Genomic DNA, 13,117 nt, shown 5'->3' with positions numbered 1-13,117 from the left:
TAAGACCATGAGTTACGCCGAGCTTCACTGTTTCAGCAACTTCACCTTCCTGACCGGCGCCTCACACCCCCATGAACTGGCGGGGCAGGCGCTGGCAAATGGCTATCGGGCCCTGGCCATCACCGATGCCTGTTCCGTAGCCGGCATACCCCGCGCCTGGCAGGCACTCAGGGACAGTGACGTCGCCCTGATTACCGGCAGTTACTTCAAGCTGGAGCCCACAACCCCGAATGCCCCCGGCCTGCGATTGATCCTGCTGGCCTGCACCCGCCAGGGCTACGGCCAACTTTGCCAGCTGATCACTCTCGGACGTCGCCGGGCGCCCAAGGGGCAATACCAGCTGTTCCCGGAAGACCTGGACACACAGCCCCTGGAGGACTGCCTGTGCCTCTGGCTGCCCCCTTCCCCCCACGAAGTCGGCTTTACCGGTGCACGGCAATCCGGACAATGGCTCCGCGACCGGTTTCCCCACCGGTTCTGGCTTGCCGCCAGTCGCACCCTGGAGTCCGGTGAAGAGCAGCACCTTCACCGCATACGCACCCTGGCCAGACAGCTGGAACGTCCCGTGGTGGCCACCGGCCATGTGCATATGCATAACCGTCAGCGCCAGCCCCTGCAGGACGTTCTCACTGCCATTCGCCACAACACCAGCCTGGAACAGGCCGGACACCGGCTGTTCCAGAATGGCGAGCGTTACCTGAGGCCCTTGCCCGTCATTAAACGACTGTTTCCGGTGGAGTGGATTAACGAGACAGTGGCCATTGCCGAACGGTGCACCTTCCGCCCGGGTGAACTGCGCTATGAATACCCCGGCGACCTGGTGCCACCCGGGCAAACCCCTGCCGGCTGGCTGGAAGTCCTGACCCGGCAGGGTGAACAACACCGCTTCCCGGAAGGCACCCCGCCGCCCATCCAGGCCCTGATACGCAAGGAACTGGACCTGATCCATGAGATGGAATACGAGCACTACTTCCTCACCATCCATGACATTGTCAGTTTTGCCCGCCACCAGGGCATTCTCTGTCAGGGCCGGGGGTCTGCCGCCAACTCGGCGGTATGCTACTGTCTGGGCATTACCGAGGTGGACCCCCGTCAGATCGAATTGCTGTTCGAGCGGTTCATCTCCAAGGACCGGGATGAACCTCCAGACATTGATGTGGATTTCGAACACGAACGCCGGGAAGAGGTCATCCAGTACATCTACCAGCGCTACGGCCGGGAACGGGCAGCCCTGGCGGCCACAGTTATCCGTTACCGCCCCCGTAGCGCGATCCGGGACGTGGGCAAGGCCCTGGGCTTTGACCCGGCCCAGGTGGAACAGCTGCTCAACGGCATCGACTGGCGGGACCGGGAAACCGACTGGCGGGGCCAGATTCTCGACAAGGGCCTGACCCGCCACAAGCGGGTCGCCAACCAGTTCTTTACCCTGGTGAACACCTTGCTGGGCTTCCCGCGGCACCTGTCCCAGCACGTGGGCGGATTTGTGATCAGCTCCGGCCCCCTGTCGCAACTGGTGCCCACTGAGAACGCGGCCATGGCGGACCGCACTGTCATCCAGTGGGACAAGGACGACCTGGAAAGCCTGGGGCTGATGAAAGTGGACGTGCTGGCCCTGGGCATGCTGACCGCCATCCGCAAATCCCTGGGCCTGATCAGTGAAACGAAGGGCGAACCTTTTACCCTCCAGGACGTGCCCCGGGAAGACAAGGCCACCTATGACATGCTCACCACCGGTGACAGCATCGGGGTTTTCCAGGTGGAATCCCGGGCCCAGATCAACATGCTGCCACGGCTACGGCCGGAGAAGTTCTATGACCTGGTCATCGAAGTGGCCATTGTCCGCCCCGGCCCCATCCAGGGCGATATGGTCCACCCCTACCTGAAACGCAAACACGGGCTGGAAGCAGTCACCTACCCCAATGAGGAGGTCCGGGGGGTGCTGGAACGAACCCTGGGCGTGCCCATTTTCCAGGAACAGGTGATCAAGCTGGCCATGGTAGCCGCCGGTTTTACCGCCGGCGAAGCCGACCAGCTACGCCGGGCCATGGCCGCGTGGAAGTCCCATGGTGACCTGACGGTGTTCCGGGAAAAGCTGATCAGGGGCATGCGGGAGCGGGGGCACAGCGAGGACTTTGCCGAACGCCTGTATCACCAGATCTGCGGCTTTGGCGGTTATGGTTTTCCGGAGTCCCACGCTGCCAGCTTTGCGTTGCTGGTCTACGTCTCGGCCTGGCTCAAGCGTCATCACCCGGCGGCCTTCTATTGCGGCCTGCTGAACAGCCAGCCCATGGGGTTCTACTCGCCCTCCCAGCTGATTCAGGATGCTCGCCGGCATGATGTTTCCGTGTTACCGGTGGATGTGAACCACAGTCACTGGGACTACACCCTGGAAGATCCTGGCCACCTCAGAGTCGGCTTGCGACAAATCCGCGGATTGAGCCGCCAGGGCGCTGAAGCCCTCTGCCAGCAACGACCACCCGGTGGCTATACCAGCGTGCAGCAGCTCCGTCAGCGCACCGGCCTGCTGCAACGGGACCTGGAGTTGCTGGCCGGGGCCAATGCCCTTGAGGCCATCAGCGGCCACCGGCATCAAAGCTACTGGGAACTGCTGGGCCATGAAGAGGCGGCGCCTCTCTGGGTTTCGGAACACAGGGATGACCAGGGGTATATACCGGAGAGTGACAAGGTCAGCCTCCCTGCCCCCTCAGAGGGCCAGAATGTACTGGCGGACTACGCCAGCCAGGGGCTTACCCTGCAGCGTCACCCGCTGGCGCTGTTAAGAGAACAGGGCCACCTGCGCAACTGTCTGAACGCCCAGCAACTGAAAACCGCCGAACCCAACCGCCCGGTCCAGGTCGCCGGCCTGGTCACCGGCCGCCAACGCCCCGGCTCTGCCTCTGGTGTAACGTTCGTTACTCTGGAGGACGAGTTCGGCAACATCAATGTGGTGGTCTGGCTCAACACCGCCCGGCAGCAACGCAAGCCGTTGCTGACCTCACGGTTACTGCATGTGAAAGGCATTGTGGAACGGGAAGGCGACATTGTTCACATCATGGCTGGGAAGCTTACGGACCTGAGTCACCTGATTCAGACCTTGCCGGTGCCTTCGCGGGACTTTCAGTAGTTCCTGTGGCTTCCTGGGCTACTGCGAATTACGGCCTGGGGATTTGGGGACTGGGATTTGGGGACTGGGACTGGACTGCGGACTCCAGCCTGCGGGTTCTGGTGGAGGGGCACCAGGGTGGGGGATGCTTTCTCTGCCGCCCCCATACCTAAAACCAAACCAATCACAAAACCATCAGGCCAAAACAAGAAAACCCCGAAAGACTTCGAGTCTTTCGGGGTTTTCAGGCTACCAGCTACAACAATCAGCCAAGCAGCTTGATCATGACACCGGCAGCTACCGCAGAGCCGATAACGCCGGCCACGTTCGGGCCCATGGCGTGCATCAGCAGGAAGTTCTGCGGGTTAGCCTCAAGACCAACCTTGTTGGATACCCGCGCCGCCATCGGCACCGCAGATACACCGGCAGAACCGATCAGCGGGTTGATCTTCTCCTTCACCATGGCATTCATCAGCTTCGCCATCAGAACACCACAGGCAGTACCCACACCGAAGGCCACGATACCCAGCGCCAGGATACCCAGAGTCTGGGCATCCAGGAACTTGTCTGCCATCAGCTTGGAGCCAACAGACAGACCCAGGAAGATGGTCACAATGTTGATCAGGGCATTCTGGGCGGTATCGCTCAGACGCTCTACAACACCACATTCCTTCATCAGGTTACCGAAGCAGAACATACCCAGCAGTGGTGCAGCGTCCGGCAGGAACAGAACCACCGCAATCAGAACCACCAGCGGGAACACGATCTTTTCACGCTTGCTGACCGGCCGCAGCTGGGTCATCTTGATGGCCCGCTCTTTCTCGGAGGTCAACGCCTTCATGATCGGCGGCTGAATCATCGGCACCAGGGCCATATAGGCATAGGCTGAAACCGCGATAGCACCAATGATGTGCGGCGCCAGTACGCTGGACACGTAAATGGACGTCGGGCCATCAGCACCACCGATGATACCAATGGTGGCCGCTTCCAGGATGGTGAAATCCAGAATACCGAACCAGTCGAGCAGCGCTGCACCAATGACGGTACCGAAAATACCGAACTGCGCGGCCGCGCCCAGCAGGATGGTCTTCGGATTTGCCAGCAACGGACCGAAGTCCGTCATCGCACCAACTCCCATGAAAATCAGGAGTGGACCAATGGTGCTGCCGATAACAACCGTATAGAAGTTGTAAAGCATACCGTTGGCATAACCGAAGTCCTGGGCAGTCGCGTTGGCCAGGCTCAGGGTGGAATAATCCGCCTCCTTGAACGCTTCCTTGAACGCCTCCCTGACCTCAGGTGTTACCACCTGACCAGCCTCGTAGGACACATCCAGAATACCAGCTATGGCGGCCAGAACTTCCGGTTTGGCAAAATGCACCGCGTTTTCCGCCGCAGACATGGCAAGGCCAGCCTCCGGGATATTCGCCAGAATGCCGCCGAAGCCGATCGGCACCAGCAGCAATGGCTCAAAGCCCTTGCGAATGGCAAGGAACAGCAGCAACAGGCCAATGGCGATCATGATCACCTGACCCGCAGTTATGTTGAACAGGCCACTGCCTGTCCACAACGTTAGTAGTTTTTCCATGGAATGCTGGCCCTTATGCGATTGTCAGCATTTCATCATCAGGGGAAACGGCATCACCGACCTTGACGAAGACTTCACCGACGGTGCCGGATTTGTTGGCGCGAACCTCGGTTTCCATTTTCATGGCCTCGAGGATAATCACCACATCACCTTCTTCCACCTGATCCCCCGGGGACACGTGAACCTTGAAGATATTGCCGCCCAGCGGTGCCAGCAGGGGCTCGCCCTCGCCAGCCGCCGGGGCCGGAGCAGAAGCCGCCGGTGCGGATGAACCGCCCGCGCCGCCTTTTGCTTCGATCTGGCTGATCTCGCCACCTTCGTTCACGGCAACCACGTAGTCCTTGCCATTCACATTCACGGTGTAGGTTTCAGGGCCGCCAGCTTTCTTCGCCGCAGCCGGGGCCACGTCGTCGGCACTGGGTACCGGCTCGAAGGCATCCGGATTATCACGGTTCTCAAGGAACTTCAGGCCGATCTGCGGGAACAGGGCGTAGGTCAGTACGTCGTCCACTTCCTGGTCTGCCAGCCGGATATTCTTCTCTTCGGCAAGCTTCTTCAGTTCGTCGGTCAGCTTGTCCATCTCCGGCTCGATCAGGTCAGCCGGACGACAGGTCACAGGCTCGTTGCCGTCCAGAACCCGCTCCTGCAGTTCCTTGTTGAACTCGGAAGGTGCTGCACCGTACTCACCCTTCAGGATGGCGGCGGTTTCCTTGGAGATTGACTTGTAGCGCTCACCGGTGAGCACGTTCAGTACCGCCTGGGTACCAACGATCTGGGAGGTGGGGGTTACCAGCGGGATAAAGCCCAGGTCTTCACGAACCTTGGGGATTTCCGCCAGAACCTCATCGAACTTGTCGGTGGCGTTCTGCTCACGCAGCTGGTTTTCCATGTTGGTGAGCATACCCCCGGGCACCTGGGCAATCAGGATACGGGAGTCGGTGCCACGCAGGCTGCCCTCGAATTTCGCGTACTTCTTGCGCACCTGGCGGAAGTAGCTGGCGATTTCCTCAAGCAGCTCCAGGTCCAGCCCGGTGTCGCGGTCAGTACCTTCGAGAATGGCAACGACGGCCTCAGTGGGCGAGTGGCCATAGGTCATGGACATGGAGGAAATGGCGGTATCCACGTTGTCGATACCCGCCTCGGCGGCCTTGATGGCGGTAGCGGTGGACATACCGGTGGTCGCGTGGCACTGCATGTGGATGGGCACATCCAGTTCTTTCTTCAGGCGGCTGACCAGTTCATAGGCTACGTACGGCTTGAGGATACCGGCCATGTCCTTGATGGCAATGGAATCTGCGCCCATGTCGGCCACTTCCTTGGCCAGCTCTACCCACATGTCGATGGTATGGACCGGGCTGGTGGTGTAGGCAATGGTACCCTGGGCATGCTTGCCGGTCTTGCGAACAGCCTTGATGGCACGATCCATGTTGCGGGGATCGTTCATGGCATCGAAAATCCGGAACACGTCGACGCCGTTCTCGGCAGCACGCTCACAGAACCGGTCTACCACATCGTCCGCGTAGTGGCGGTAACCCAGCAGGTTCTGACCGCGCAGCAGCATTTGCTGCTGGGTGTTGGGCATGGCTTTTTTCAGTTCGCGGATCCGTTCCCACGGATCTTCGCCCAGGTAGCGAATGCAGGAATCGAATGTGGCCCCACCCCAGGATTCCAATGACCAGAAGCCAACCTTGTCGAGCTTCTCGGCAATCGGCAGCATGTCGTCAAGACGCATGCGGGTGGCCAGCAGGGACTGGTGTGCATCCCGAAGGATAACATCCGTAATCCCCAGTGGTTTCTTGGTGTCAGTCATCGTGTCAGCCTTCTGTTAAAAGGTTCTAGTGTTCTGCTCCGGTCACTTCTTGTGGCGGGACCGGTATTGTGCAATCGCTTTCTTTATTGCTTCCGCCGTGTCGGGATCAACCGCAGCGGGTGCAGACGCTTTGGCACGTGGCGTCCTGGCCGGTGTAGCCGGCTCGGGCGGCGCGAATCGGCCAATGATTTTCGACATGAGTCCGGTCGCGAATACCAGAATAATCAGGAATACGAACACGAAACCCATGCCTGCGATCATCAACTCGATCGCCTGTGACATCAGCTCACTCATAACATGTGCTACCTGTGTTGAAGTAAGTGATCTTTCCTCTGGCAGTAGCTTTCAGACCATTGCCTGGCCACAATGAAAACCATTCCCACAGGCAAAATCCTGCGTAATTTACCGTTTTATCCATAGGGGAGCAACTAAACAACCCCTCGCAAACCCGCATTTTTTCAGCATCCCCGAAAACACAATGGGCAAAACCACGTATCAGTGTTGCACGTTTTAACACCCCGTCAAAGGCCGGGACTGACTGCCCTCACCCGGAACCTCCGCCCTTTGATCCGCCCCTCTTCAAGCCGCCTGAGGGCCTTGCCGGCTACTGCCGAATCCACGGCCACAAAGCTCTGATAATCCTGGATGGCGATCTTGCCAACCACATCACCGGGCAGGCCCGCCTCGCCGGTCAATGCACCGAGGATGTCTCCCGGGCGCACCTTCTCCTTCCGCCCCCCGGCAATACACAGGGTCACCCGGGCAGGCCGCCATGGCGTGGGTTTAACAGACAGCAGGGCACCGCCATCCAGCGGTTCGATCTCGTACCCGCGGGCCTGCTCCAGCCGGGCAATCTTGTGGGCCCTGGAGGGACTGAAAAAGGTTACGGCAAGGCCCTCGTTACCAGCCCGCCCCGTGCGCCCGATGCGATGGGTATGGGTTTCCGGAGAGCGAGCGGGCTCCATATTGACCACCAGCGGCAAGTCGTCAATGTCCAGGCCCCTGGCTGCCACATCCGTTGCCACCAGAATCGGGCAACTCTGACTGGCAAACAGGATCAGCACCTGGTCCCTGTCTTTCTGGTCCATATCGCCATGCAGCGCTGCGGCCGTAAAACCCTGCCGGGTAAGGTACAAAACCACATCATCACACTGTTGCCTGGTAGCACAGAACACCAGACAGGAGGGAGGCCGCTGCGTTGACAGCAGCCCTGCCAGTGCTTCCTGTTCCTGGCCTTCTGCAACCTCATAGAAGGTCTCCCGTATCGCAGGGGCTGCGGCCTCTGCACGCTCTTCGACAGTGACCGAGACCGGATCCCGCTGATAGCGTTCGCTGAGCCTCCGCACATGGTCAGGCCAGGTGGCGGAGAACAGGAGCGTCTGCCTGCGCTCCGGACAACGGTCCACTATGGCGTTAACAGCCTCCTCAAACCCCATATCCAGCATCCGGTCCGCTTCATCCAGCACTAATGTCCGTAACCGGTCCAGCGTCAGGGTTCCCTTGTCGAGGTGGTCCTTCACCCTGCCCGGGGTACCTACAACAATATGGGCTCCATGACTCAGCGACCCGATCTGTGGACCGATAGGCGTACCGCCACAAAGGGTGAGTACTTTAACGTTATGTCGACTACGGGCCAGCTCACGGATCGCCCGTGCCACCTGATCAGCAAGCTCCCGCGTCGGGCACAGCACCAGCCCCTGGACCGAAAACCGGCGGACGTCCAGCCGCTCTACCAGGCCGATACCAAAGGCAGCGGTTTTCCCGGACCCCGTCCGGGCCATGGCGATCACATCCTGGCCGGCAAGTACCACTGGCAGCGCCTGCTGCTGTACCGGTGTCGGCTGGCTAAAGCCCAGGTTGCCGAGGTTGTCGAGCATGGCCTGAGACAGGCCTGGAATCTGAAAAGACATGATGGAGAAATCCGGAAAGACGGGAGGTTACGGCGGAGGCCATGAGCCCCGTATAATACCGCAAATACACACCGGATTCAGAAACATCAGCAGGACCCACCATGGCTTCACTACAGGACCAACTGCTCAAGGCCGGCCTGGCCGACGAGAAAAAGCTAAAGGCACTGCAAAAAGAGAAGAAAAAGCAGCGCAAGCAACAACCCAAGGGTGCCGCCCAGACAGATGAAGGCAAGCTGCGGGCCCAGCAGGCCCGTCAGGAAAAGGCCGAAAAGGACCGGCAACTGAACCAGCAACGCAATGAAGAGGCCCGCCGCAAGGCCATTGCAGCCCAGATCCGCCAGCTGGTGGAAACCAATCGCCTGGACCGCAGCCGCTGCGAAGTGGACTACCAGTTCGTCCACGGCAAGAAGATCAAGAAGATCCTGGTGGACAATACCATGACCGACCAGCTGGCCCGCGGCCGCCTGGCAGTGGTTTTCGTCAATGAAAACTATGAGGTGGTGCCGGAAGCAGTGGCCCGCAAGATCATGGAGCGGGACCAGGAGGCTGTCGTGGTGTTGCACGACCGCAACAGCCAGACCGACAAGGACGAAGATGACCCCTATGCGGGATACGAGATTCCGGATGACCTGATGTGGTAGCAAGTGGGCGATCGACCCGGAGGCTGCCGGACGAAAGGCTGCCTCCGGTCACCCCCCCCGGGGGCCAGAATGGCCAGAACCCTCCAGCGACCAAAGCGATCAACGGGCGTGGATGCGTGCGGACCGTCAGATACCGGCTACCAGATAGGTCCCGTTGAAGAGCACATGTAAAAAGATCGGCATCCACACTCCCTGATACCGCTCCCGGAAATAGCCCAGGACCAGCGAAGGTATCGCCACCGCCAGCGCCCAGCCCAGTGGCTGGTGAAAAAGGTGCAGAAGGACAAACAACCCGCTCGTGGTTACATTAGCTGCGCTGATTCCTGCGAGTGAACAGGCAAAAAACGGCCGCCGTAACAGCTCTCCCTGAATCACACCACGGAACAGCACCTCCTCCACCACGGGGTAGACCAGCAGCAGACCAGCTAGAGCCATCCAGTCGCCGACATAGCCGGCGGCAAATCCGCCCGGCAACAGCCAGCGCATCAGTACACCGGCTACTGCGGTGCAGACAACCAGGACCAGGAGCTGGCCATCTCGCCAGGGCCTTGGAACCTGCCCCCCCTTTACGCCATACCAGATCATCAAAAAAGTTCCCTTCGTTCCAGCCACCCAGTTTCAGGGAATCCTGACCTATTGACAACGGTTGCCCCCTAGCACCCTGTATTGCACCGGCGCGGATGCATAGGTATGAATGCCAACACTCTTTACGGGTACGGCTGATCTAGACTCAGGGGGATGTACCAGGCAAAGGAGCCAACCCATGAACATGAAGAAATCGTTCGTTCGCACTGCCGGCATTGCTCTGCTTGTCAGCATGGTCAGTTTTCCGCTGGCCGCGCAGGAAGAAGAGCCGGTTTTCGGTCAGCAAATGATGACCCAGCAGGAATTGCGGGACCATCGTCAGACTATGCGCGGATTCAATACCAATGAAGAACGCGCCCAGTACCGCGAACTTCATCGCGAGCGCATGCTGGAGCGTGCCCGGGAACGCGGCGTTGAACTCGGCAATGGTCCGGGTCAGGGAATGAGACAAGGTCAGGGAGCTGGCATGGGTCAGGGTCAGGGTCAGGGTCAAGGAGCAGGTATGAACCAGGGCCAGGGCAACCGGCAGGGAATGGGCGCCGGACAAGGCAACAGACAGGGGATGGGAGCTGAACAGCGAAACCAGCAAGGTATGGAGGCTGGGCAGGGTAACCGCCAGAACAGGCAAGGTAATGGCGATGGTCAGGATTACCGGCCAAAAGGTTCCGGGCAGGGCGGCGGTAACCAGTAACTGAAAAAATTTCCTGGAAAGCGGAGCTGGTTACCAGCCCGCTATACTCGCTCTACGCTCGGGAATTGCCCCCCGCCTTCTCCCCGGCAACAAGCAATGCCGGAATCACTAGACCTAAAGCTGACGGGCACGATATTCCAGTTATTGAACGAGCTAGTGTTGTGATTATGTATTGAGGGCACCAAAGCGGTGCCCTCTTTTCTGGCAGCCCAGACGCGTATCGCTGTCAGGTGCCACAACTTGGCAGCGCTGAGCGATCCCGGGTATCGTCATTGATAGTGTGATCACAGCCGTATTGGGGGTCGGCAACGACGGCCGGGTCAAGTACTTCGTCGCCTTCTGGCTTGTCACCACTGTTCACCCACTTCAACCAGTCGCTCAGGGCCTTGCTGATTTCGCTACCTGTGAAGTCACAATGGCTGGGTGCGCGGATAGCCCTCTGAACGAGAAGGTCTTCGGAACCATTCTCGATCGCACCTTCACGATACAGCTGCTGGTGCCGGAAAGGCACATAGAAGTCCCCGAGCGTGTGCAGTGTCAGCACTGGCACATCGAAGTCGCCTTTTACCAGGGGCAACCAGCGAACACCGTCATCTCTCAACGGATTCACGCCGTCGTCAGCAGCAACGCGCTCGATGGCTTCGTTGAAGTTCTCCTCATCAACTGTTTTCGTGTCGCCATTTGTCCAACGGTACTCGCGGTCAACGTTGTCATAATAGTTTCGGGCGAGTATGCCGTTAATGTCGCCGCCGCGGCCGCCGGTTCCGAGTACCGCCCCCTGAAGCCCCGGATTGGCGAAACCGAAGTCATAGAAGATAGGTCTATCACCGCCAGTGAGGTTCATGGCGATTTGTTTAACCCGCTCCCCATTTTCGTTGGCAGGTTCCCAGGTTACGCTCCCATCCTCGATAACAAACAAGGCCTGCAGCATGCTTGGCAGGTTGTCCTGATACTCTTCATCAGGAACATCGATTCCCGACAACTCTTCAACCACTCGAGTGTAATCCCCAAGCCACTGGAACTGATTCTGCTCAGCCTGACAGAAAGGCAACGCCCCCTGATAATGCACCTTGTAGGCTGTACGTTCCATGTTTTCCCGGTCGACTGCGGCTGCTGCCGTATGGCCGCCCAGCGAATAGCCGGAAATAAGGACCTGCTGCGGAGCCTCATAAGCCTGGCCGAAGTCAGCCTCGATATAATCAACTACTTCCAGTGCCAGCTTGTTGGTGTCCTCGATCGCTGCACGGACGTCATAGTAGTTTGCCGAGTACGATGAAGCAGCCCAGGCATAGCCGGCGGCCAGCACCGTAGCCCTCCAGGCAGCATCCGGAACAGAAACAGCGAGTTCGGAGCCCTCACCACGATAGCCATGGGTGTACATGATCAGGCCACCACCGTCCCAGCCATCCGGGATTTCTGCCGCATAGACCGCTGGCCCCTGGATACCTTCATAGGTCCCGTAATACGCCGATGCGGATTCAGACGCTGTGAAAGCGATTTCAGCGGCGGGCTCAAAGGTGCGGGTATCGTGGATTCGCGTTGCCTCGACTTCATCATCGCTGTCATTACTGCTGCTACTGTCACCACAACCCGTCAGTAGCAGTGCACTCAATGTTGCGGCCGTAATGGCGATCCCGAGTTTGTTCTTAGTCAAAATAACCTCCGACGTTCATTATTTTTGTAGTGGTCGACAAATAATTCCGCATAGCGGAATATCATTTTGTACAACCGGGTTTATTAAAGGCGAGAAAAGGTCATTCTGCTAATACCTGAGTTACACATTTTGCTCGTCAAACATATGTCAGGCTATATATTGGCTATCTCAATGCAGGGTAAGAGATTCAGTTTCGAAGCAGGAGGGAAATAGATGCTTAACGAAAAACGCCGCAGCCGGAGGGGTGCTCCAGACTGCGGCGTTTCTGTATAAATGGCGCGGCTGGGAGGATTAGGCGGGCCTGCGGCCCTTCCCCTTCGGGGCCGTCGTCGCTTTGCTCCGACGTTCCTCCGTGCGCTTTGCGCACTCCGGTCGAACCTCTATCGGTTCAAATCCTCCCAGTACACTACGAAAAACGCCGCAGCCGGAGGGGTGCTCCAGACTGCGGCGTTTCTGTAATAAATGGCGCGGCTGGGAGGATTCGAACCTCCGACCGCCTGGTTCGTAGCCAGGTACTCTATCCAGCTGAGCTACAGCCGCGCAAAACCTTGTTGGACAGCTCCGGACAACGTTTGGCGTTGCCTTCCACTGGGAGGATTACTCGGACCTGTGGCCCTCGCCCCTTCGGGGTCGTCGCCGCGTTGCGTCGACGCTCCTCCGTGCGCTGCGCGCACTCCGGTCGAACCCCTTTCGGTTCGAATCCCATCATACTCCGGAGTTTGTCGCGTTCTCCGGGTTTACGATGAGACTGAGCTAATAAGTGGCGCGGCTGGGAGGATTCGAACCTCCGACCGCCTGGTTCGTAGCCAGGTACTCTATCCAGCTGAGCTACAGCCGCGCATCAAACTTCACTTACCGTCAGGTGCTACGCTGACCTGTTGCCAGTATCTCTTCTTTCTATATAGAAGAAAATGGCGGAGAGGGAGGGATTCGAACCCTCGGTACGATTGCTCGTACGGTTCCTTAGCAGGGAACTGGTTTCAGCCACTCACCCACCTCTCCGTGACAACGGCGCGTATACTACCATAATTTTTCTGTTTTCATAGGGTTGACACGGAATTTTTCTGACCGCATTGGTGCGTGCTTTTCCTACCAACAAAAAACCGCCACACCCGGAGGTTGTAGCGGTTTCCTG

Annotated in this window: 9 protein-coding genes and 3 tRNA genes; 3 read left to right on the top strand and 9 right to left on the bottom strand. The window is 58.8% G+C overall.

All coding sequences use genetic code 11. From position 1 onward, the window contains the following. The first annotated feature begins 7 nt into the window (after positions 1–7). The gene (locus tag ACESMZ_RS02310) at positions 8–3,124 is read left to right on the top strand and encodes an error-prone DNA polymerase (RefSeq protein WP_372972144.1); all 3,117 of its coding nucleotides are present in this window, start codon (positions 8–10) and stop codon (positions 3,122–3,124) included. Positions 3,125–3,368: 244 nt separating this feature from the next. On the opposite strand, the gene ACESMZ_RS02305 is transcribed toward ACESMZ_RS02310, so the two are convergent. The 4 genes from ACESMZ_RS02305 to dbpA form a co-directional block, all read right to left on the bottom strand. Then, complete coding sequence (locus ACESMZ_RS02305; RefSeq protein ID WP_372956888.1) at positions 3,369–4,691, bottom strand: sodium ion-translocating decarboxylase subunit beta; 1,323 nt, start codon at positions 4,689–4,691, stop codon at positions 3,369–3,371. A 13-nt stretch (positions 4,692–4,704) separates the two neighbouring features. Then, positions 4,705–6,501 (bottom strand): sodium-extruding oxaloacetate decarboxylase subunit alpha, encoded by a 1,797-nt coding sequence (oadA, locus tag ACESMZ_RS02300; protein ID WP_372972143.1) that lies wholly within the window; start codon positions 6,499–6,501, stop codon positions 4,705–4,707. 42 nt (positions 6,502–6,543) lie between these two features. After that, positions 6,544–6,795, bottom strand: a complete 252-nt coding sequence (locus tag ACESMZ_RS02295; protein WP_372972142.1) for an OadG family protein — start codon at positions 6,793–6,795, stop codon at positions 6,544–6,546. Between the two features lie 227 nt (positions 6,796–7,022). Beyond that, entirely contained in the window at positions 7,023–8,414 is a 1,392-nt protein-coding gene (gene dbpA / locus ACESMZ_RS02290; RefSeq protein WP_372972179.1) for an ATP-dependent RNA helicase DbpA, read from the bottom strand. A gap of 98 nt (positions 8,415–8,512) precedes the next feature. Here dbpA and ACESMZ_RS02285 point away from each other — a divergent pair, with 98 nt between their 5' ends. Then, positions 8,513–9,052, top strand: coding sequence for a DUF2058 domain-containing protein (locus ACESMZ_RS02285; protein ID WP_372972141.1), 540 nt, complete (start codon positions 8,513–8,515; stop codon positions 9,050–9,052). A gap of 126 nt (positions 9,053–9,178) precedes the next feature. Here ACESMZ_RS02285 and mrtJ read toward each other — a convergent pair whose 3' ends face one another. Then, complete coding sequence (gene mrtJ, locus ACESMZ_RS02280; protein ID WP_372972140.1) at positions 9,179–9,538, bottom strand: JDVT-CTERM system glutamic-type intramembrane protease MrtJ; 360 nt, start codon at positions 9,536–9,538, stop codon at positions 9,179–9,181. A 277-nt stretch (positions 9,539–9,815) separates the two neighbouring features. On the opposite strand from mrtJ, the gene ACESMZ_RS02275 reads away from it, so the two are divergent. Then, positions 9,816–10,328: a hypothetical protein gene (locus ACESMZ_RS02275; protein ID WP_372972139.1), complete on the top strand. Its 513-nt coding sequence runs from the start codon at positions 9,816–9,818 to the stop codon at positions 10,326–10,328. A gap of 226 nt (positions 10,329–10,554) precedes the next feature. Here ACESMZ_RS02275 and ACESMZ_RS02270 read toward each other — a convergent pair whose 3' ends face one another. The 4 genes from ACESMZ_RS02270 to ACESMZ_RS02255 form a co-directional block, all read right to left on the bottom strand. Beyond that, a complete protein-coding gene (locus tag ACESMZ_RS02270) occupies positions 10,555–11,982 on the bottom strand; it encodes an alpha/beta hydrolase (protein WP_372972138.1) in 1,428 nt (475 codons plus the stop codon). Between the two features lie 463 nt (positions 11,983–12,445). Further along, positions 12,446–12,522: transfer RNA gene (locus ACESMZ_RS02265), tRNA-Arg, on the bottom strand. Positions 12,523–12,743: 221 nt separating this feature from the next. Beyond that, positions 12,744–12,820, bottom strand: a tRNA-Arg gene (locus ACESMZ_RS02260). Between the two features lie 74 nt (positions 12,821–12,894). Next, positions 12,895–12,984 (bottom strand) — tRNA-Ser (locus tag ACESMZ_RS02255). Positions 12,985–13,117 lie beyond the last annotated feature (133 nt).

It is taken from the genome of Marinobacter sp. (assembly GCF_041690615.1).
GTDB lineage: Bacteria > Pseudomonadota > Gammaproteobacteria > Pseudomonadales > Oleiphilaceae > Marinobacter.
Note: the sequence above shows the minus strand (reverse complement) of the source record. Positions and strands in the feature narration are given on the sequence as shown.

What these genes read in the sequence shown, in the direction of transcription:
- ACESMZ_RS02310 (WP_372972144.1), top strand. Translation starts at nt 8, where the DNA reads ATGAGTTACGCCGAGCTTCACTGTTTCAGCAACTTCACCTTCCTGACC.
- ACESMZ_RS02305 (WP_372956888.1), bottom strand. Translation starts at nt 4,691, where the DNA reads ATGGAAAAACTACTAACGTTGTGGACAGGCAGTGGCCTGTTCAACATA.
- oadA (WP_372972143.1), bottom strand. Translation starts at nt 6,501, where the DNA reads ATGACTGACACCAAGAAACCACTGGGGATTACGGATGTTATCCTTCGG.
- ACESMZ_RS02295 (WP_372972142.1), bottom strand. Translation starts at nt 6,795, where the DNA reads ATGAGTGAGCTGATGTCACAGGCGATCGAGTTGATGATCGCAGGCATG.
- ACESMZ_RS02285 (WP_372972141.1), top strand. Translation starts at nt 8,513, where the DNA reads ATGGCTTCACTACAGGACCAACTGCTCAAGGCCGGCCTGGCCGACGAG.
- mrtJ (WP_372972140.1), bottom strand. Translation starts at nt 9,538, where the DNA reads ATGCGCTGGCTGTTGCCGGGCGGATTTGCCGCCGGCTATGTCGGCGAC.
- ACESMZ_RS02275 (WP_372972139.1), top strand. Translation starts at nt 9,816, where the DNA reads ATGAACATGAAGAAATCGTTCGTTCGCACTGCCGGCATTGCTCTGCTT.